This is a genomic window from Novosphingobium subterraneum (assembly GCF_000807925.1).
Lineage (GTDB): Bacteria > Pseudomonadota > Alphaproteobacteria > Sphingomonadales > Sphingomonadaceae > Novosphingobium > Novosphingobium subterraneum.
Genome location: NZ_JRVC01000001.1, coordinates 237,285 through 256,037, shown reverse-complemented (window position 1 = coordinate 256,037; position 18,753 = coordinate 237,285). Strand labels below are relative to the sequence as shown.

Below are 18,753 nucleotides of genomic sequence, written 5' to 3'. Positions count from 1 at the left end.
TTGGGGGTCATCGGTCGAACACTCGGTTGGTCACAGGTTCCCGGGCTTGCCAGCCCCGCCGCTCCAATTCGGGTGTCTGGGACGGGTCCTGGGGGTATCCGAAGCACAGCAGTGCAATCAGCGACCAGTCGGCGGGTACGTCCAGCAAGGCGCGGATGACACCGGGCTCGAGGATCGATACCCATCCGACGCCAATGCCGCGGAGCCTTGCCGCCAGCCAGAGTGTGTGGATCGCCAGCACGCATGAATAGCGCAACATCTCCGGCATACTGACAATGCCAAGTCCATGGCCTGCTTTGGGCTGCTCATCACAGAACACCACGATCAGTTCCGGGGCTTCGCGAAGGCCATGCAGCTTGAGCGAACGATACAGTTCCTGCCGGGCTTGGCAGGCATATTGCTGCGCTGCTTGTGCGTTCTGTGCATCGACATGGTCGGCCAGCGCCTGACGAAGGGTGGATGAACGCACGCGCACGAACCGCCAGGGCTGCGCATTCCCGACCGAAGGCGCGAGGGAGGCACACTCCAGCAGCGCACACATCTCCTCTTCCGCGACAGCACGGGCTTCGAAGTGCCGCACATCGCGTCGCCAGCGCAGCAGCTGCGCAAATCGAGCCGCGAACTCGGCATCGAACTGGGGCGGCAGATCGCTCAGAACTCGATCCCTGCCTGCGCCTTCACGCCCGAGCGGAAAGGGTGCTTGATCATGGTCATCTCGGTGACGAGATCGGCCGCCTCGATCAGTGCATCGGGCGCATTGCGTCCGGTGACGATGACATGTTTCATCTCGGGTTTCGCGGCAAACGCCTTAAGAACCTCATCCAAGGGCAGGTAGTCATACCGAAGGACGATGTTGAGTTCGTCGGCTACCACCATCTGGTAAGCCGGATCGGCGATCATGCGGCAGACTTCATCCCAGGCAGTACGTGCCGAAGCGATATCGCGTGTCCGGTCTTGCGTATCCCAGGTGAAACCTTCACCCATCGGCTTGAACTCGACATTTTCCGGGAAAGCGTCGAACACCGTCTTTTCGCCTGTCGCCATCGCGCCCTTGACGAACTGGACGACCCCGACCTTCATGCCATGTCCTATTGCGCGCACGACCATACCGAGTGCAGCGCTTGTCTTGCCCTTGCCCGTGCCAGTGTGAACGATCAGCAGCCCCTGCTCGCGGGTCTTGGTGGCCATCATGGTGCTACGCGCAGCCTGGATCTTGCGCATTTTCTCGGCATGGCGCGCATCTGCGCTTGCAGCTTCTTCTTCGCGGTCAGCAGGCATCGGCTCGTTCCTTTCGCATCAGGTAGACATCCATGATCCAGCCGTGGCGAGCGCGCAGTTCCGCGCGGCGCGCGGCAATCTGCGGCGCAGAATCGGCAAGTGGCCCATGCACCAGTGCTTCTTGCGACATGCCCAGATAGGCACCCCACCAGATCGTGATGCCAGCAGGATCGAGGACTTCGAAGGCGCAGCCGGAATCGAGCATGACGACGATCGTGTGCACTCCCAGCGGCCAGCCTTCCCGGCGCAACCTGCGGCCGGTGGTGATCGTGACAGGTTCGGCCAAGGCGTTCAGCGGGATGGCGTGAGCAGCCGTAAGAGCCTGAATGCTGGTGATACCGGGTTCGACGCGAACAGTTAGGTCGACCCCAGCCGTCCGGAGCCGATCGGCAATACGCAGTGTGCTGTCGTAAAGCGACGGATCGCCCCACACGAGCAGCGCGACCCGCCCACCATCAGGAAGGTGAACTGCTATCTGCTCTGCCCAAATCGCTGCAATCGCATCGTGCCAATCGTCGACGGCCTGCGTGTAGTCGCCATCCTGTCGGCGAACGGGCATGTCGAACTCGGCCATGCGGACCGGTGAGGCCAATGCGGCGCCACAGATGGAGTGGCGCAGGTCCAGGAGATCTGATTTGGCATCGCCTTTGCGGGGCAGCAGAATGAGATCGACCGCGTTGATTGTGCGTATTGCAGCACGCGTCAGGTGGTCGGGATTCCCGGTGCCTATGCCGATCAGATGGAGGTGGATCATGCCTCCTCCATCATGGGGCCGTAGATCACCAGTGCGGTTGCATCCGATCCGCCGTCGGCAAGTGACCGAGCAAGTCCGGCAATAGTGCTTCTGGTAAGTCTTTGGTCCGGTCGGCTAATGTTTTCTGCCAACAAGGCTGCAGTATCGTCCGCAAGTCCTGCCGCGACAAGCTGCGCAGCAAGCGCCGGAAATGTGCGCTTTGGCATGAAGACGACCGTTGTGGCACAAGGGTCGGCAAGCGCTGATAGATTGAGGTCTTCGGGTAAAGTGCCAGTCTTGCCATGTCCGGTTACGAACTGGACGCGTCTAGCGTGCTCGCGTCGTGTCAGTGGTATCGCGGCAGCTGCCGCTGCGGCGGTCGCCGAGCTGACGCCAGGAATGATCTCGAACGAGATTCCCGCATGGCGAAGCGCCTCAATTTCTTCTTCGAGTCGGCCGAACAAGCCAGCATCTCCCGATTTGAGCCGGATGACATGCTTCCCGGCCAGGGCATGGTCCACCAGAAGACGGCTGACTTCGGCCTGACTTGGAGATGGCCGACCGGCGCGCTTGCCTACCGCTACCAGTTCAGCGTCATCGCGCGCGCGGGCCAGGATCGGTCCCGCAGCCAGATCATCAAACAGGACCACCTGCGCTGTCTCAAGACGAGAAACGGCTTTAAGGGTCAGCAGCTCGGGATCGCCAGGGCCCGCACCCACAAATGATACGAACCCTTTCACGATGCGTTCGCGATCATGTGGAAGAAGGTTCCGGTCACGCGGCCGCGATACGAGCCTGTTTCGGCAACCGCGACGCCATCTGCATCGGTTACACATGCCAGCGCTGCGTCTGTCTGCTCGAGGATCGTCGAGTAGTGGAACTCGTGGCCGCGCAGTCTTTTGCCTTTGGCCAGTCCGGCTATCGGTGCCAGCAGTTCGGCCTGGCGATAGCCGAGATGCATCTTGCGCTGTGCATAGCTGGTAACAAGCCCCAGCAGGCCGGCCATACGATGCCGTTCTCCCGACTTGTCCACCAAGGCCTCGCCCAGAACCATGTAGCCGCCGCATTCGCCGTGGACCGGGCGGGTCTTGGCGTGATGGCGCAGGCCGGTCAGGAAGTTCGTCGCTGCAGCGATGGTCCCTGCGTGCAATTCCGGATAGCCGCCCGGCAGCCAGACAAGATCGGCATCGCGGGCAGGGGCCTCGTTTGCCAATGGCGAGAAGGGCATGATCTCCGCGCCAGCCCGCCGCCAACCTTCGAGCACATGGGGATAGACGAAGGAAAAGGCGGGATCGCGGGCGATGGCAATCCGCTGGGCAGGGGGAAGCGGCAGTTGGCCGGGGGCCGGAGGCGGGGCGCTGTTGCTGCTGGCGGCATGGCGGATGGCATTCAGATCGACATTTGCACGCAGAAATGCGGCATAGTCCGATATCGCCCGCTCGAGATCGGGATGCTCGACAGCCTGGACCAGACCGAGATGGCGTTCTGGCAGGGTGAGATCGCCGCGCCGGGGCAGGGCACCCAGCACAGGCATGCCTATCGCTTCCATCCCCCGGCGCACCAGCCGTTCATGGCGGGGACTGGCCACCCGGTTCAGGATCACGCCTGCAAACGGCAGCGTGTCATCCAGATGCTTGAAACCGAGCGCCGTTGCAGCGGCGGATTGGGCTTGTCCGGACACGTCCAGCACCAGCACAACCGGCCAGCCCATTGTCCGTGCAATGTCCGCACTGGCGCCATTGCCAACGGCACCCCGGCTCGCGACACCATCGAAAAGGCCCATCGAAGCCTCGGCAAGCACCATGTCCGCGCCAACAGCCTCTCCCGCGATTGCAGCGATCAGCTCGCCATTCATGGCCCAAGTATCGAGGTTGAACGACGCACGGCCGCAGGCGGCGCGGTGAAAGGCGGGATCGATATAGTCGGGACCGCTCTTGAAGGGCTGGACCACCGCGCCGTCTTCAACCAGCGCTCGCAGCAGGCCCAGCATGACCGTAGTCTTGCCCGTTCCCGATGCCGGAGCGGCGATCATCAGGCCTGAAACGCTCATTCCCCGGCTCCTGCAAAGCGCGAGCTCGCATCCTGTGGGCGGAAGCGCCGGTCGTAGCCGTGGGCGTAGAGGCTGCTTTGTGCGAAGTCCTCCGCCCCCAGCACCCGTCCGACAAGGATCAGCGCGGTTCGTTCCATGCTGCCGGCGATGGCTGTTTCGACGGTGTCGAGGGTGGCCCGGACGATCCGCTGGTCGGGCCAGCTGGCGCGCCAGACGACCGCAACGGGGCAATCCGCGCCATAGGCGGGAGCAAGATCGGCCACGACCCGCGCGAGGTTGTGGATCGATAGATGGATAGCCAGAGTCGCGCCCGTCACAGCGAAATTGGCGAGGCTCTCGCTCTGCGGCATCGCGCTGGCCCGCCCTGGCGTGCGCGTGAGTACCAGCGACTGGCCGAGCTCGGGCAAGGTCAGTTCGGCTTCCAGAGCCGCCGCTGCCGCCGAGAAGGCGGGAACACCCGGCGTGACCGTAAACGGAATGTCCAGTGCGCGCAGGCGGCGCAATTGTTCGCCCATTGCCGACCAGACGGACAGGTCGCCCGAATGGAGGCGGGCAACATCGCACCCTGCGGCGTCAGCCTCCGCTATCTCGGCGATGATCTCGTCCAGCGTCATGGGCGCGGTGTTGACGATGCGGGCACCGGGCGGACAGTGATCGAGTACAGCCACGGGAACCAGCGAACCGGCATAGAGGCAGACCGGGCTGGCGGCGATCAGGTCGCGCCCTCGCAGGGTCAAAAGATCGGGTGCGCCGGGGCCGGCGCCGATGAAGTGGACGGTCATGGCTGTGATCCTTCGGCAATGGCGCAGCTGGCCATGCGATCGGGCGAGATGTGGCGCGTGCGCAAAAGGCGGGCGCCCGGACCAGCGGCGACCAGCGCGCAGGCTTCTGCGACACTGCCGGTCGCGCGTGCCTTCAGGCTGGCGGCAGAGCTGGTGGGCGTAGGCGTGGTGGACAGGGACGCCGATGGGATGCCGGTCATCGGCAGTCCCAGTGCCTCTGCAAGCGGTACCAACGCAGACGTCTTGTCGATGGCGGTCGCCAAATGGGTTATAGGGGGCAGCCCGTCCTGCGCCAGTTCCAGCGCCGCCCGCAGCGAAGCGAGGCCTGCGCCGCGCCGAAAGCCGAAGCCAGCCACGATCATAGCGTGACGCTCCACTGTACCACGGGATAGCGCCCCTTCCAGCCATGCCGCTGGCCAAGGGGCACGGCATCGGCCAGTTCGATCCGCAGCAGACTGCCGCCCTTTGCGCCATGCCAACGGGTAAGAGCGGCTTCAGATTCAAGGCTCACGGCGTTCGCCACCAGCCGCGTTCCATCAGGCAGCCGGGCCCAGAGGGCATCGAGCAGCGGGTCGGACAAGCCGCCACCGATGAACACAGCATGCGGATGGGGGCCTTCCGGCAGGCCTTCGGGCATCCGGGCATTGATCACATCCAACCGGTCTACACCCAGAGCCTTGGCGTTTGCGCGGGCGCGGCCGGCCCGTAGCGGATCGGCTTCGAACGCGGTCGCCCGGTTGGCGGGATGAGCCAGCAGCCATTCGATCGCGATTGACCCAGAACCCGTGCCGATATCCCAGAGCCATTCACCGGCACGCGGGGCGAGGGCCGAGAGGGTCAGGGCGCGCACCGGGGCCTTGGTGATCTGTCCGTCGTGATCGAACCACGCATCCGGTCTGCCGGATGTGACGGGCAGGACATTGCCTGAACCGGCGAACGCGATGCCCACGGCAACGGGATGGGCAATGTCTGCGAACGGCAGGGCTTGCGCGGTCGTCACGCGGAGGCGTTCATGGGGGCCGCCCAGCGCTTCCATCACATGAAGCGTCGATGGGCCGAAGCCCTTGCTGGTCAGATATTGCGCCGCCGTGGCAACGGCATCGCCATCGCGCAGCAGGACAATGGCGCGCTGGGCGGGTGCGATATGGGGGCACAAGCGGTCCAGCGGCGCTGCGTGCAGGCCGAGGCAGGCCGTTTCCTCGATCGGCCAGCCCAGCCGGGCGGCAGCAAGGCTGAAGGTCGATGGCGCGGGGTGCGCAACCCATTCCGCCGGACCGAGATGGCGCGCAAGGCTTGCGCCTGCGCCGAACCAGAACGGATCGCCCGATGACAGCATGACCACCCGCCGCCCGCGATGCGCCAGCAGTTCGGCTATGCCGTCGGCAAAGGGAACTGGCCATTTGAAGACCGCGCAGGTAAGCGCGGGAAGCAGCGCTAGATGGCGCGCCGATCCCATGACCAGTTCGGCCCTGGCCAGCGCGGCCCGGCCCGCTGAGCACAGGCCGTCCACGCCGTCTTCACCGATGCCGATGATCGTCAACCATGCGCGAGGGTCCATGTCAGCCATGCCGAATGTTCTCCTGCTTGGCGGAACAACCGAAGCGAGCGCACTGGCGCGCCTGCTTGCGGCAGCGCAGGTTGCGACGACACTCAGCTACGCGGGCAGGACCGACAACCCGCGGCCACAGCCGGTGCCGATCCGCGTCGGCGGCTTTGGTGGGGTGGCGGGGCTTGTGGCCTATCTCCAAGACCATCGCATCACGCATCTGGTCGATGCGACGCATCCCTTTGCCGCGACTATGAGCGCACATGCCATAAAGGCCGCGCGGATTGCCGGGATTGCCCATATCGCCTTGACCAGACCCGCATGGGAGGCCGGGTCGGGCGATCGCTGGACATGCGTGAGAGACACTGCCGCTGCGGTGGCCAAACTTGCGGGCACGCCGCGCCGCATCCTGCTCGCGCTGGGCCGAATGCATGTGGAAGCCTTTGCCGCACAGCCGCAGCATCACTACCTGCTGCGCTTTGTTGACCCTCCGGCTGCGCCCCCAGGCCTGCCCTCCCACGACCTTGTCATCGATCGCGGGCCGTTTACGGCTGAAGGTGATCGGCTGCTGATGCAGTCTCACATGATCGACCTTGTTGTGTGCAAGAACGCCGGTGGCACGGGCGCCGAGGCAAAGCTTGTCGCTGCGCGCCAGCTCAAGCTTCCGGTCGTGATGATCGACCGCCCGGTGATCGGTGACCGGATCGAGGTCTGTCGCGCAGAAGATGTGCTGGAATGGCTTGGTCATGAGGCCACTTCCGCAACGGACCGGGGCGTATAGAGGATAGGGCCTGCCGCACGTTCGATGATCCGCGTCCGGCTTGATCCCACGATCACCGTGGTGCGCATGTCGGCCATTTCATCGTGCGCCTTGCCCAGCGGCACGATGCGCAGATCTTCCTGCGGCGTTGTGACGGCGCGGGCAAACAGCATCGGGCGATCATCGCCGCACAGCTCCTTCAATAAGGCCAGCGCACGGGCGAAGCCTTCGGGACGTGCCTTCGAGCGGGGGTTGTAAAGCGCCAAGGCAAAGTCCGCCTCCACGGCCAGCCGCAGCCGCTTTTCGATCATGGCCCAGGGTTTCAGGTTGTCGGAAAGATTGATCGCGCAAAAATCGTGACCCAGCGGTGCCCCGGCCCGTGCACTGGCGGCCAGCATGGCGGTGATGCCCGGCAGCACCCTGATATCCAGCGTCCGCCAGCGGGAAGGACCTGCCTCAAGCGCTTCGAATACCGCCGAGGCCATCGCGAACACCCCCGGATCACCTGACGATACGACAACGACCCTGCGGCCCTGCGCCGCAAGATCGAGCGCCAGAGCGGCGCGGTCGAGCTCCACCCGGTTGTCCGAGGGGTGAAGCGTCAGGCCTTCGCGTGCAGCTATCCGGGCGACATAGGGAATGTACCCGATCACGTCCGTAGCCCCGGCCAGCGCGGCGGTGACTTCGGGTGTGACGAGTGCCTCGTCTCCTGGTCCCAGACCGGCGATTGCTAGCCAACCCTTGTCCTTTTCCCCGGTCATGGTCGCCTCCCCTGACCATGGATCAGCAGGATCGAGAAATAGGGGGTCACCGCCTCAGCCTCGGCCAGCATGGTGACGCGCTGTCCGGGCATCGCTGCGTGTTCGACCAGCCATGCCGCATCCATGCGCCCGGCGGCTGCCACGGCGCGGCGAAGCTTGGGCAGGTTCCGACCGATCTTCATCACCACCAGCGCGTCAGTCTCGCGGATCCGGCGGGCAAGCTCGGCTTCCGGCAGCGTGGCCATGACCACGGTCATCACATCATCGCCCCAGGTGATCGGCAGGTCCGTCGCGGTCCAGGCGCCAGACATGCCCGTGATGCCAGGGACGACTTCCACCGGTATGCGGCCTGAAAGGCGGGCATGGAGGTGCATGAAGGAGCCGTAGAAGAACGGGTCGCCCTCACACAGCACGACGACGTCCTCACCCTGCTGCGAAATCGCTGCAAGCCGCTCCGAACAGTGCGTGTAGAACGCCGACAGGCAGGCATTGTAGCGAGGATCGGATACCGGGATTTCGGTGGTTACCGGATATTCCATCGGAAACTCGATCACGTCAGCGCGGAGCATCCCTTCCACGATGCGCCTTGCCTGGCCGGGCCGCCCAGCCTTGCGGAAATAGGCGACGTGGTGCGCCGTGCGTACAAGCCGGTCGGCGCGCACGCTCAGCAGGTCTGCCGCACCCGGACCAAGCCCGACACCGTGAATGGTGCCGATGTTCGTGCCGGCGTTCATTCGGCCGTACTCGCCAGCGCGTTGATGGCCGCCACGGTGATGGCACTGCCGCCAAGGCGGCCCTCGACGACGCAGCAGGGTGCAGGAGGAGCGGCCCAGAGGGCAGCCTTGGATTCAGCTGCTCCCACGAAGCCCACCGGACAGCCGATGATCGCCGCAGGGCGTGGGCAGGCGGGGTCTTCCAGCATGTTCAGCAGATGAAACAGCGCGGTTGGTGCATTGCCGATCGCCACGACCGCACCCGCCAGAATGGGCCGCCACAGTTCCAGCGCGGCAGCGGATCGGGTGTTGCCGATCTTGCGTGCAAGGTCAGGCACCGCAGGATCTTGCAGCGTGCAGATGATTGCGTTGCTCCCGGGAAGCCGGGCGCGGGTGATCCCTTCAGACACCATCCGCGCATCGCACAGTATCGGCGCGCCGCCGGCCAGCGCAGCGCGTGCCGCATCGGCAAATCCCGACGAGAACCGGATATGCGCTGCAAGTCCGACCATCCCGGCCGCATGGATCATCCGCACTGCCACCTGCTCTTCGCCTGGCGCGAAAGGGGAGAGATCGGCTTCGGCGCGGATCGTGGCAAACGACTGGCGATAGATCGCTGCCCCGTCGGTTTCATAGACATGGGGCATCAGACGGCTCCAAAATGCGCGAGGATTTCGCTGGCGCTCAAGCCGGAGCGGGACGGAGGCGATCCGGCTTTGCCAGCAAGGACCAGATCGAACCTGCCGTTGCGTCCGGTCAGCGTGACATCGGCCACCTGCGAGCAGGCGCAGCCTTTGGCACAACCCGAAACGTGCAGCCGTCCCGAGACATAGGGCGCAAGTCGGCGCGCAAGCGCACGGGTTTCAACCGTCGCCTGTGCGCACAATGGTGCGCCCGGGCAGGCTTCCACATGGGGCAGCGGATCAGGTTTAGCGCCGGTGGACGGGTGGGTCCGGGCAGCCGCCGCCCCCTCGATCAACAGCCGCCGCCACGGTGTTGTTCGCAGTCCAGAAGCAGAACCGGATTCGAGCAGGATGGCGAGCTCCGAAGCCTCTATCAGCCCGAACGCCAGCGCGATCGATGGATGATGTCCGGTGCCAAGCACATGGCCCGGTTCAGCCATTGCAGGCGCGATCGCACCTTTTGCCCATGCGGGAAGTTCCGCATCCCAACGGGCCATGCGCCCGGCTGCGGCGGCGCCGCTCGCGGCGAACCAGTGAGCGAGAGCGATCAGGGCGTCCGCTTCCGTGCCTGGAGACAGGCTTGATCCGGTGAGGCAACCATCGGCGCGAAGGATGAGGCTGCCGTCCGTGCCGCGTTCGACACGGAAATCGCCGGATGCGCCGGTCAGCACAGCGGCAGGGCCGGCATCGATGACGAACCCGACCTTGCCGGGAAGATCGGGCCATTCGCCTATCCGGGCCAGCAGGGCGTTGGCGATGCGGTGGGTGTCGTCGTTCTCCTGCCAGTCGGGCGCGACAAGGACGTTGCGCCGCGCTTCGAGTGCAGGCTCGGGCTGCACTAATTCCAGCGCAATCAGCCTTTGGATCAGCAAGGGCCAGCGATCTTGGGCAACGCCGCGAATCTGCAGATTGGCGCGCCGCGTCAGGTCGATCAGCCCGCTGCCGCAGGTGGCGGCCGCATCGCAAAGGGCCAGCGCCTGCTCCCGTGTCAGCCGCCCGAGCCGGGGTTTGACCCGCACCAGTAGGCCGTCGCCGGATATCATCGGGTGCCATGCGTCCGGGCACCAGCCCTTGACGGCAAATCCGGTCATGGTGCCTCCCGCAGGCTGGCCAGGATGGAATTTCGCCGGGTGCGCCAGAGGCCCGCGGCATGCAGCGCGGCAAAGCGCGCTTCCATCGCCGCCAGTGCATCGGGATTTTCGCGTTCGAGGAAGGCGCGAACTTCGGACTGGCCGAGCGTTGCCTCGTGATAAAGGTCGATCAGCTGCGGCGGCACGCTGCCGGAAAGATGTGCGAAAGCGCCAAGATGGTCCAGCGTCGCGGCCAGTTCCGCGCCCCCACGAAAGCCGTGGCGCATCATTCCTGCGATCCAGCCTGGATTGGCGGCTCGGGCACGGACCACGCGGGCAATTTCTTCGGTCAGCGTGCGGGCCGCCGGGTTGTTCGGGTCCCGATTGTCGAGATGATAGAGTGCGGCCTTGCCTCCGACAATCGCCTGGGCTGCGGCAAAGCCTGCCTCGTGCCCGGCATAGTCCGCGGCCAGCAAGAGGTCGGTTTCAGGCAGGTCCTGCAGGTGGACGAAGGCGTCCGCGCTGGCCACTCGCAGACGGATGCCATCGGGGTCAGCCTCGCTTCCCGTGCTGGAATCGGAAACGCTATCCAGCGCGTGGTCGGAGGCTGCCAGCCATGCTTCGCCCGCCGCACGCCGGGCATCATCGGTATAGGTTTCGGCCGCGTCTCCGATCCCGAGTCCATACCGGCCCGGACGCGGACCATAGACGCGCGGCGCTGGGGCCAAGGCAACGAAAGGGTTCCAGTCGGCGGGTTCGTCCCTGGTGCACAGCGCCCGGACGGCCTGACCGAACAAGGCGGGCAGGGTGGGAAAGGCATCACGAAACAGGCCCGAAACGCGCAGCGTTACATCGAGGCGAGGGCGGTCGAGCATGGCGAGTGGGAGAATCTCAACCCCCGTCACGCGCTCTGAAGCCATGTCCCACATCGGCTTTGCCCCCAGAAGGTGCAGCGCCATCGCAAACTCTTCACCAGCCGTGCGCATGGTGGCCGAACCCCACAGATCCACCACAAGGCCACGCGGGTAGTCGCCGTGATCCTGCAGATGGCGGCGGAGCAGCTCCTCGGCGAGCACGACGCCCTGTGCATGCGCTGCGCGCGAAGGTACTGCGCGCGGATCGATCGTGTAGAGGTTGCGTCCCGTCGGCAGCACATCGGTTCGTCCGCGATGGGGCGAGCCAGATGGTCCGGGAGCGATCCATCGGCCGTCCAGCCCAGCCAGAAGCCCGTTCCGCTCTGCCGCGCCCTGTTCACCGCGGCCGAAAACGTGGAGACCGTCACCGAACTGGCTGGCTTTCACATCGCAGACGAAGCGATCGATCCGGGTGATCGCTTCGACCAGAGTGGTGGCGGTATCAAGGCCGAGCTCTGCCTCCAGCCCCAGCGCGGCAGCTTCCTCGCGGATGGATTTCTGCAGACGGTCCCGGCGGGCAGGGTCCAGCCCGTCGGCATTGGAGAATTCGTCCAGCAAAGCCTCGATCCGGCCCAGCCCGGCGCCGCTTCCGGTCGGGACGAGCGGCGGCGGCACATGGCCGATGGTGACAGCACCGATGCGGCGCTTGGCCTGCGCTGCCTCGCCCGGATCGTTGACGATGAAGGGATAGATGACCGGCATCGCTTGTGTCAGCGCTTCGGGCCAGCAAGCGTCAGACAGCGCTACAGCCTTCCCCGGCAGCCATTCCAGCGTACCATGCGCGCCAACATGGACCAGCGCATCCGTACCCTGCTGGCCCAGCCACAGGTAGAAGGCGACATAGGCGTGCCGCGGGCAGCGCGAGAGGTCGTGATAGTCTGCATCGCGACTGATAGGCTCGCCCCGCTCGGGCTGAAGCGCCACCAGCACCTGGCCGAGCGTGAGCGCCGGGAAGCGAAATGCCCCATCGACAGCCAGCGGATCGTCTTCCGGCTCTCCCCATGCCGAGGCAAGGTCCTGCCGCAGCGTCTCGGGCAGGGCGGACATGGCAGTGCGATAGGCATTCAAAGGCCAGACCAGATGCTCGGTCGCCAGCTGCCTGGCAAGATCGGTGGGGCGGCTGACCTTGTACCCGGCCTCTGCCAGATCGGCGACAATCGCATCGACTGAGGCCAGCGCGTCAAGACCCACGGCGTGCGCCATCTGGTAGGCCTTGCCGGGGTAGGTCGACAGGATCAGGGCGACGCGGCGTTCGCATGCCGGCTTGCGGGCCAGCCCGATCCAGCGCGCCACGCGGTCGGCGACCGCTGCGATCCGGTTGTCATCGCCGCGGTGCGAATAGGGAGCGAAGCCGAGTGCCGGATCGCGTTCGCCCGCTTCCTTGAAGCTCGACACGCCTGCAAAGATGCGCCCGTCAATCTCGGGGAGTACGACATGCATGGCAAGGTCAGCCGGCGAGAGGCCACGCGATGTGCGCGCCCATCCTGCGCGCGGTGCGGTGGCAAGCGCGATCTGGAAGACCGGAACGCCCCCCCCGTCGAGCGGCGTTCCGCCATCCTCGCCCCGCGCTGAAAAAGCCGTGGCATTGACGATGGCTGCAGGCGCCAGCGAACGCACCCAGCGATCCACCTGTGCCCTGACCTCAGGGGGCTTGAGCGAGGGGACGAAGATCGAGAGCGCGTCAAAGCCGCGTTGTTCAAGCGCGGAATGAAGCGCGGCGATCGGGTGCAGGTCGTGTGCGGCGAGGTACGCACGGTAGAAGACGATCAGGATCAGCGGCCGATCCGCATTGGGCCTGAAGCTGGCAGGATCGATGATCCCGCAGGAGGGGTGCCATCCGCCAGTTGCCGGCAAAGCCGTGCATTGCGTCACAGTGCTGACGCCAAGCCCTGCGGCGTGCGCGAGAGCGGCCAGGGCCGCGCGCGCCGCTGCCGCGCCGCCCTCGTCACACAACTGGCAAAGCTTGGCCAGCGTGGCGGCAGGAAGCGTGGAGACACTGTCGAGGTGCCAATCCGGCCGACCATCGGCAGGCAGGACAGCAAGCGCAATCCCGCGCGATCGGGCGAGGGTCTCGACCTGTTGAAGGCCGTAGCTCCAATAGGGCGTGCCGCCGATCAGCCGGATCAGCACGGCCTTTGCCCCGGCCAATGTCTTTTCGATATAGGTGTCGACCGACAAAGGGTGGATCAGCGCGGCAAGATTGGCGAGCCGCAACGAAGGAAATGCCGGATCCGCCGCTTGCGCCTGGCGCCAGCCTTCCGCGAACGCACCAAGATCGCTGTCCGAGAAGGACAGGACGACAAGATCCGCAGGCTCCTGCCCCAGATCCTGTGGGATGGCCGTTTCCTCCATCCCATGCGTTTCGCGAAAGATGACGTGCACGGCCTAGCTTAGCCTGCCAGCACCGCGCGAATGGCAGGCTCGTCGATATCGTCATGCTCGGCGATGGCGACCAGGGTGGTCTGGCGCCGCTCATCGGGGCGCCATGGGCGGTCGTACTGGTGACGAACCCTCGACCCGACGGCCTGCACCAAGAGGCGCAAGGGCTTGCCAGTCACGGCAGCGTAGCCTTTTACCCGCAGGATGCGATGGTCGCGGGCGAGCGTTTCGATACGCGCCACCAAATCGGCGGGATCGGCAATCTCGCCGAGCGCGATGACGGTGCTGTCGAAATCGTCGTGCTCGTGATCATCCTCATTGTCGTGATGCGAGGGCCGGGCAGCGATATCGTCTTCGGCGGCAGCTCCAAGTCCAAGGATCACGCGAGGGTCGACAATCCCTTCGGCTATCTCGATCACAGGCACGGGGCGGGGTGCTTCGGCCGCAATGGCTGCCCTTGCGGCAGCGACTCCGTCAGGTCCGGCCAGATCAACCTTGGTCAGCAAAACGAGATCGGCGCAGGCAAGCTGGTCCTCGAAGACTTCGGACAGCGGGGTTTCGTGGTCGATCCCCGGGTCTGCGGCGCGCTGGGCCTCCAGCGCTGCAAGATCGGGGGCAAACCGTCCGGCAGCAACCGCTTCGGCATCGGCCAGCGCAAGGACGCCATCCACCGTGATGCGACTGCGGATTGCCGGCCAGTCGAAGGCCTTGAGCAAGGGCTTGGGCAGGGCCAGCCCTGATGTCTCGATCAGGATATGGTCAGGGCGCGGATCAAGCGCGAGCAGGCGCTCTACGGTGGGAATGAAATCGTCCGCCACGGTGCAGCAGATGCAGCCGTTGGCCAGTTCGACGATGTTTTCCGCCGGGCAATCGGGAATGGCGCAGGATTGTAGGATGTCCCCATCCACCCCCAGAGTACCGAATTCATTGACGACCACAGCCAATCGGCGTCCGCCAGCGTTGCGGATCAGGTGGCTGATCAGCGTGGTCTTACCGGCACCCAGAAAGCCGGTGATGATCGTGACGGGTACCTTTGACAGGTCCGACATGGCAGTTCCTCCGCGCGCCAGAGCGACACCGGGCAGGGCTTGCCGGACAGGTCCGGTCGGCGCGCGACAACGGGCTGGCGCGACAGACGCCCGAAACCACGCGGCCGTGCAGCCCCAGCCGCACAGCTTCGTCGCTCAGACGGAAGAGTACCGTGCCTTGGCCATCCCCTGGACCCGGGCAAGAGCGACCAGAGCGCCGGCAGGTCTCCTGGCTCGCGGGTCACAGCTTGATGCACGCCTTCCCAGATGCGCGTTCATGCGCGGTCCAGTGGCTTTTCCTGCACGCGCAGGAAAAATGTGCATCGCGCTATCCGCTTACAGTTGCAGGGACAGCCGCGGATTTGGGAGCTACGCTCCCGCACCGCATTCCCGATTAAGCCCCGTTGGGGGCACCGGCGCGATCATCGATGGCACGGGCAAACCCGCATCATCATTGAATATCTCTAGACCCAAACTTCGATCATGCCAATCAAAGTTCGCGCTGAAATTGCAGGCGCAACCTCACTGTTCCGTTTCATCGGTTTCAACGGGAGCGCGGTCGAACCAGACGCGCCAGGGACCCACGTGCTCGTGACCGGCAGCGGCAAGACGGCGCAGGACGATGCGGGCTTTCGTTCGGCCCCGCCGTGTGTCGGGCCAATCAAAGAATTCAGGGTTTGCGCCTTCAGCCACAGCGGTGCGGATATGTGCGTCCACGGCACGATCCTGATCAAGGCCAAAGCGTTCAAGCATAGGTGAAAAGGCGGTGTCCGTATCGGGCACGAAATCGTGCCGTTCACCCAGTGCGTTCCGCCAAGGTGAGCGAGGGTGAATGTTCAGGATCGACTGATAGCCATCCGGAATGGGGACGTTGGCGCCATGTGGCCGACCCTTCCCGATAAGCTTGGCAAGCAGATGGGTGTGCGGGCCTTCCGGCGATTTCCCATCCGGAGGCGGAATCGGTTGGAAGACTTCGATCCGTCCGGCAGGCGAGAGCATGACCCGGTGGGGCTGCGCACGCAGAACCTCGGCCATGACTGTTGGCGAAGACAGCAGGTCCTGACCTTCAAGAGCCTCGAGAGCCCCGATCAGCGCTTCGTCGTCAGTGCGGGCGCACATCCTTATGGTGCCGTTACAAACGCCCATGTCGAACAGGCGGCTCGACTGGTCTTCCCTGCGAATGGCGTCGGTATCGGCGCCCAAAGATACGACAGCCCGATCGACCGAACCAGTCAGAGGCGCGCAGAGCGCCATTGCATGACCCCAGCTTTCGCCATCAGAGGACAGGCTATCCCAGGCAAGGCATTCAAAGCTATCCGAATGCCTGATCCGCAAGGCACCGCGAGCGGTCACGATTTCGATATTGTCGCGGTCGTTTTGAACCGTGGCCGGCTCATCCTCGTCGCGAATGAATTCGCCGATCGCACCGAATGTGCCGATGCTCCAGCCATGGCCAGGGTCGCACGCGAGACGTGCCAGTTCGTCAAAGGAAATCTGGTTCATGATGATACCCCGGACTTGAGAAAGCGGACGGAAATGCCGTCCCCGTCACGAGATAACCGGACCGGAACGTCATAGAGCGAGGTGAGTAGGCTTTCGGTGACGACTTCGTGCGTCGGACCGTGTGCAAGCAATCGCCCATCGCGGATTGCGAGGATCGAGTCCGCGAAGGCCAAGGCCAGATCAAGATCGTGGATCGCCATGACAACCGTGCACCCGGCCGTGGTCCGGGCCTTGAGACGCTGGACGGCATCGATGGCATGGCGTGGATCCAGACCCGCGGTTGGTTCATCAACGATCAGAAGCGCTGGATCGCCGACAATCGCGCGGGCCAGCATTGCCCGCGCCAGTTCGCCACCCGACAATTGCGTGGCTGGCCGATCCCGCAAACCCAGCAGATCGCAGGCGAGCAGTGCATCGTCGATGGCGGGAAGCAGAGCGGACGGTATGGTGCCGAATGCTGGCAGCGCCGGAGTCAGCCCGAGCGCAACCACGCGCTCTACGGTGATCGGCCAATCAACCCCCGCACGTTGCGGCAGATAGGCACGCAACTTGGCAAGTTCCCGGCGGCCAAGGCGGTGGAGGTCCTTGCCATCGAGTTCGACCGAACCTTGCACCGGGCGTTTGAGGCCCGATGTGATGTCCAGCAAGGTGCTCTTGCCGGCGCCATTGGGGCCGATCACAGCAGTCAGATGGCCCGATGGAACACGCGCCGATATCCCGTCAAGGACCAGACGCTGCCCCCGGCGCGCCGAAACACCATGAAAGTGCAGCGCGCTCATGCGGTGCGTCTCCGGACATGAAGGACCAGCCACAGGAAGAACGGTGCCCCGATCAGGCTGATGAACACCCCGAGATTTAGCGGCATGCCCCGGAATACCAATGTGCGCGACGCGATGTCGGCGAGGGTTACCAGAACGGCTCCAACCAGCATGGCCGGGATGAGCACCTTGCCTGGACGATGGGCGACCAGAGGCCGGACAAGGTGAGGCGCAATCAGGCCTACGAAACCGATCGTTCCGGATACGGCGGTTGCGCCTCCGACGCCAAGGGCCGTACCGATCAGCGCCAGCATGCGCGTTCGTGAAACCGCAATCCCCAGGCTTTCAGCCTGCGCTTCACCCAATGCAAGAGCATCCAGAGCTCGGCCCGTCAGCAGAAGCATCGTACCCCCGGCAAGGATAAAGGGTGTGGCAAGGCGGACATGATCCCAGCTTCGATCGGCAAGCGAACCCATCAGCCAGGTCATGATCTCGTAAGCGGCATAAGGATTGGGGGAGAGGTTGAGCGCCAGACTGACGCCTGCACTGGCTATGCTGCTGACTGCTGCCCCGGCCAGGATGAGCGATAGGGTACCGCCTCCCCGCGCAAGGATGAAGGCAATGCCTGTGGTGACGAATGCACCTGTCAGACCAAACAGCGGAGCGGCAAGGGTAAAACTGGCGGCAAAGCCGAAATAGATGGCGATGACCGCACCGAGCGAGGCACCTGCCGAAACGCCCAGCAGGCCGGGGTCAGCCAGCGGGTTTCGCAACAGCCCCTGCATGACGGCACCCGAGAGGCCAAGGATGCCACCGATGGCCATCGAAAGGACAACCCGTGGCAGGCGGATCTGGGTGACGATCTGGCCAGCCAGATCCGCATGATCGAAAGCCAGCGCCTGAAACGCTTCGCGTGGTGTCAACCAGACGGAGCCAGCCAGCACCGAAGCGAAAGCGCTGGCGAGCAGACAACTGACCAGCATGGGAACAAGCCACCGGGTCATAGCGATTTCCCACCGGCAAAGGGAAGGGGAGAGCGGGCATGGAGAGCCGCTGAACGAAGTTCGTTGCGCAACTGCATCGCGGCTTCCGTCACCATCGGCGTTCCGCAAACGTAGTACGCCTGTCGGATCGTCAGCGTACGGTCACCGTCCCAGTAGCGACGGATTAGAGGGTGTCGCTCGACGTTTTCGCGAAGCCCCGGGCGGCGACCTACCCCGGCGCCTTTCACCAGCAGGGACGGAGCAGAAAGGAGCAGGATTTCGATATCCGGTTTGCCGTAGCTGCTCTTCTGCAGTGTGTTGGCAACATTGGTCGCACCGGCTGTCTTGAGCACAGTGTCATAGAGAGACCCCGTGCTTGCATTGAAGCCAGCACCATCCCACGCAGCCACTCGTAGCGGCGGGCCCGGATCGCGCGCAAGGTCGGCCAGTTGGCGGTCCATTTTTGCGATCAATTCCTCGCCGCGAGCGGGCTCTCCTACTGCCTTGGCGACCTGTCGGGTTATCTTGCGGATATCTTCGTAGGTTTCCGCATGATCGACCTCGATCATTGGAAACCCTAATCGCTTAAGCAGTCCGCGTGTTGCCGGCGTCGTAAATGCCCCGGCAATAACCAGGTCCGGCTTCTGGCGCAGGACCTCCTCCGACATTCCATGGTTGATGTCGACACGCGCAGCCTCGCGGAACATGAGGGAGCCGTCGGGATCGCGCGACAGCCAAGTGACCGACGCGATCCGCTCAGGTGGCAGCAATGCCAGGACAAGCTGATCCGTGCACTGGTTCATCGACATGAC

The 18,753-nt window shown here is 64.6% G+C and carries 19 protein-coding genes and 1 riboswitch; of the genes, 1 reads left to right on the top strand and 18 read right to left on the bottom strand.

The window, feature by feature from the left end; all coding sequences use genetic code 11:
- Nucleotides 1-7 precede the first annotated feature (7 nt).
- The 8 genes from bluB to NJ75_RS01200 are packed head-to-tail and all read right to left on the bottom strand — an operon-like array spanning nt 8 to nt 6,410.
- Complete coding sequence (gene bluB / locus NJ75_RS01235) at nt 8-655, bottom strand: 5,6-dimethylbenzimidazole synthase (protein WP_081095568.1); 648 nt, start codon at nt 653-655, stop codon at nt 8-10.
- The gene (gene cobO / locus NJ75_RS01230; protein ID WP_039330652.1) at nt 652-1,278 is read right to left on the bottom strand and encodes a cob(I)yrinic acid a,c-diamide adenosyltransferase; all 627 of its coding nucleotides are present in this window, start codon (nt 1,276-1,278) and stop codon (nt 652-654) included. Before cobO ends, bluB begins: the two co-directional genes overlap by 4 nt.
- Nucleotides 1,268-2,032, bottom strand: coding sequence for a precorrin-6A synthase (deacetylating) (cobF, locus tag NJ75_RS01225; RefSeq protein ID WP_039330650.1), 765 nt, complete (start codon nt 2,030-2,032; stop codon nt 1,268-1,270). The genes cobO and cobF overlap by 11 nt, the downstream gene beginning before the upstream one ends.
- Nucleotides 2,029-2,847, bottom strand: coding sequence for a uroporphyrinogen-III C-methyltransferase (gene cobA, locus NJ75_RS01220; RefSeq protein WP_230962559.1), 819 nt, complete (start codon nt 2,845-2,847; stop codon nt 2,029-2,031). The genes cobF and cobA overlap by 4 nt, the downstream gene beginning before the upstream one ends.
- The gene (locus NJ75_RS01215; RefSeq protein ID WP_039330645.1) at nt 2,748-4,061 is read right to left on the bottom strand and encodes a cobyrinate a,c-diamide synthase; all 1,314 of its coding nucleotides are present in this window, start codon (nt 4,059-4,061) and stop codon (nt 2,748-2,750) included. The genes cobA and NJ75_RS01215 overlap by 100 nt, the downstream gene beginning before the upstream one ends.
- Nucleotides 4,058-4,843, bottom strand: a complete 786-nt coding sequence (gene cobM / locus NJ75_RS01210) for a precorrin-4 C(11)-methyltransferase (RefSeq protein ID WP_039330643.1) — start codon at nt 4,841-4,843, stop codon at nt 4,058-4,060. Before cobM ends, NJ75_RS01215 begins: the two co-directional genes overlap by 4 nt.
- The gene (locus NJ75_RS01205; protein WP_039330641.1) at nt 4,840-5,205 is read right to left on the bottom strand and encodes a cobalamin biosynthesis protein; all 366 of its coding nucleotides are present in this window, start codon (nt 5,203-5,205) and stop codon (nt 4,840-4,842) included. Before NJ75_RS01205 ends, cobM begins: the two co-directional genes overlap by 4 nt.
- Nucleotides 5,202-6,410, bottom strand: coding sequence for a bifunctional cobalt-precorrin-7 (C(5))-methyltransferase/cobalt-precorrin-6B (C(15))-methyltransferase (locus NJ75_RS01200; protein WP_039330640.1), 1,209 nt, complete (start codon nt 6,408-6,410; stop codon nt 5,202-5,204). Before NJ75_RS01200 ends, NJ75_RS01205 begins: the two co-directional genes overlap by 4 nt.
- Here NJ75_RS01200 and NJ75_RS01195 point away from each other — a divergent pair.
- Nucleotides 6,409-7,170 carry a cobalt-precorrin-6A reductase gene (locus tag NJ75_RS01195; RefSeq protein WP_039330637.1) on the top strand — a complete coding sequence of 254 codons (762 nt, stop codon included), beginning with the start codon at nt 6,409-6,411 and terminating at the stop codon, nt 7,168-7,170. The two genes, NJ75_RS01200 and NJ75_RS01195, sit on opposite strands and share 2 nt — an antisense overlap.
- Here the strand turns inward: NJ75_RS01195 and cobJ are convergent.
- From cobJ to NJ75_RS01145, 10 genes are all read right to left on the bottom strand, one after another.
- Nucleotides 7,134-7,910: a precorrin-3B C(17)-methyltransferase gene (gene cobJ / locus NJ75_RS01190; protein ID WP_039330635.1), complete on the bottom strand. Its 777-nt coding sequence runs from the start codon at nt 7,908-7,910 to the stop codon at nt 7,134-7,136. The two genes, NJ75_RS01195 and cobJ, sit on opposite strands and share 37 nt — an antisense overlap.
- Nucleotides 7,907-8,644: a precorrin-2 C(20)-methyltransferase gene (gene cobI / locus NJ75_RS01185; RefSeq protein ID WP_039330633.1), complete on the bottom strand. Its 738-nt coding sequence runs from the start codon at nt 8,642-8,644 to the stop codon at nt 7,907-7,909. Before cobI ends, cobJ begins: the two co-directional genes overlap by 4 nt.
- The gene (locus tag NJ75_RS01180; protein WP_039330631.1) at nt 8,641-9,270 is read right to left on the bottom strand and encodes a precorrin-8X methylmutase; all 630 of its coding nucleotides are present in this window, start codon (nt 9,268-9,270) and stop codon (nt 8,641-8,643) included. Before NJ75_RS01180 ends, cobI begins: the two co-directional genes overlap by 4 nt.
- Nucleotides 9,270-10,397, bottom strand: a complete 1,128-nt coding sequence (locus NJ75_RS01175) for a cobalamin biosynthesis protein CobG (protein ID WP_039330629.1) — start codon at nt 10,395-10,397, stop codon at nt 9,270-9,272. The genes NJ75_RS01180 and NJ75_RS01175 overlap by 1 nt, the downstream gene beginning before the upstream one ends.
- Entirely contained in the window at nt 10,394-13,672 is a 3,279-nt protein-coding gene (gene cobN, locus NJ75_RS01170) for a cobaltochelatase subunit CobN (RefSeq protein ID WP_039330627.1), read from the bottom strand. Before cobN ends, NJ75_RS01175 begins: the two co-directional genes overlap by 4 nt.
- Before the next feature lie 8 nt (nt 13,673-13,680).
- Nucleotides 13,681-14,718 (bottom strand): cobalamin biosynthesis protein CobW, encoded by a 1,038-nt coding sequence (gene cobW / locus NJ75_RS01165; protein ID WP_039330625.1) that lies wholly within the window; start codon nt 14,716-14,718, stop codon nt 13,681-13,683.
- Between the two features lie 181 nt (nt 14,719-14,899).
- Nucleotides 14,900-15,130: riboswitch (cobalamin riboswitch) on the bottom strand.
- An 89-nt stretch (nt 15,131-15,219) separates the two neighbouring features.
- A complete protein-coding gene (locus NJ75_RS01160) occupies nt 15,220-16,200 on the bottom strand; it encodes a DUF6925 family protein (protein ID WP_052241778.1) in 981 nt (326 codons plus the stop codon).
- The gene (locus tag NJ75_RS01155) at nt 16,197-16,979 is read right to left on the bottom strand and encodes an ABC transporter ATP-binding protein (RefSeq protein ID WP_052241777.1); all 783 of its coding nucleotides are present in this window, start codon (nt 16,977-16,979) and stop codon (nt 16,197-16,199) included. The genes NJ75_RS01160 and NJ75_RS01155 overlap by 4 nt, the downstream gene beginning before the upstream one ends.
- Nucleotides 16,976-17,962 carry a FecCD family ABC transporter permease gene (locus NJ75_RS01150; RefSeq protein ID WP_039330624.1) on the bottom strand — a complete coding sequence of 329 codons (987 nt, stop codon included), beginning with the start codon at nt 17,960-17,962 and terminating at the stop codon, nt 16,976-16,978. The genes NJ75_RS01155 and NJ75_RS01150 overlap by 4 nt, the downstream gene beginning before the upstream one ends.
- A complete protein-coding gene (locus NJ75_RS01145; protein ID WP_160328032.1) occupies nt 17,959-18,750 on the bottom strand; it encodes an ABC transporter substrate-binding protein in 792 nt (263 codons plus the stop codon). Before NJ75_RS01145 ends, NJ75_RS01150 begins: the two co-directional genes overlap by 4 nt.
- Nucleotides 18,751-18,753: the final 3 nt, after the last annotated feature.

What these genes read in the sequence shown, in the direction of transcription:
- NJ75_RS01150 (WP_039330624.1), bottom strand. Translation starts at nt 17,962, where the DNA reads ATGACCCGGTGGCTTGTTCCCATGCTGGTCAGTTGTCTGCTCGCCAGC.
- cobI (WP_039330633.1), bottom strand. Translation starts at nt 8,644, where the DNA reads ATGAACGCCGGCACGAACATCGGCACCATTCACGGTGTCGGGCTTGGT.
- cobO (WP_039330652.1), bottom strand. Translation starts at nt 1,278, where the DNA reads ATGCCTGCTGACCGCGAAGAAGAAGCTGCAAGCGCAGATGCGCGCCAT.
- NJ75_RS01155 (WP_052241777.1), bottom strand. Translation starts at nt 16,979, where the DNA reads ATGAGCGCGCTGCACTTTCATGGTGTTTCGGCGCGCCGGGGGCAGCGT.
- cobF (WP_039330650.1), bottom strand. Translation starts at nt 2,032, where the DNA reads ATGATCCACCTCCATCTGATCGGCATAGGCACCGGGAATCCCGACCAC.
- cobA (WP_230962559.1), bottom strand. Translation starts at nt 2,847, where the DNA reads ATGTGTAACCGATGCAGATGGCGTCGCGGTTGCCGAAACAGGCTCGTA.
- NJ75_RS01215 (WP_039330645.1), bottom strand. Translation starts at nt 4,061, where the DNA reads ATGAGCGTTTCAGGCCTGATGATCGCCGCTCCGGCATCGGGAACGGGC.
- NJ75_RS01205 (WP_039330641.1), bottom strand. Translation starts at nt 5,205, where the DNA reads ATGATCGTGGCTGGCTTCGGCTTTCGGCGCGGCGCAGGCCTCGCTTCG.
- NJ75_RS01195 (WP_039330637.1), top strand. Translation starts at nt 6,409, where the DNA reads ATGCCGAATGTTCTCCTGCTTGGCGGAACAACCGAAGCGAGCGCACTG.
- NJ75_RS01160 (WP_052241778.1), bottom strand. Translation starts at nt 16,200, where the DNA reads ATGAACCAGATTTCCTTTGACGAACTGGCACGTCTCGCGTGCGACCCT.
- cobW (WP_039330625.1), bottom strand. Translation starts at nt 14,718, where the DNA reads ATGTCGGACCTGTCAAAGGTACCCGTCACGATCATCACCGGCTTTCTG.
- cobJ (WP_039330635.1), bottom strand. Translation starts at nt 7,910, where the DNA reads ATGACCGGGGAAAAGGACAAGGGTTGGCTAGCAATCGCCGGTCTGGGA.
- NJ75_RS01175 (WP_039330629.1), bottom strand. Translation starts at nt 10,397, where the DNA reads ATGACCGGATTTGCCGTCAAGGGCTGGTGCCCGGACGCATGGCACCCG.
- NJ75_RS01145 (WP_160328032.1), bottom strand. Translation starts at nt 18,750, where the DNA reads ATGTCGATGAACCAGTGCACGGATCAGCTTGTCCTGGCATTGCTGCCA.
- NJ75_RS01180 (WP_039330631.1), bottom strand. Translation starts at nt 9,270, where the DNA reads ATGCCCCATGTCTATGAAACCGACGGGGCAGCGATCTATCGCCAGTCG.
- NJ75_RS01200 (WP_039330640.1), bottom strand. Translation starts at nt 6,410, where the DNA reads ATGGCTGACATGGACCCTCGCGCATGGTTGACGATCATCGGCATCGGT.
- cobM (WP_039330643.1), bottom strand. Translation starts at nt 4,843, where the DNA reads ATGACCGTCCACTTCATCGGCGCCGGCCCCGGCGCACCCGATCTTTTG.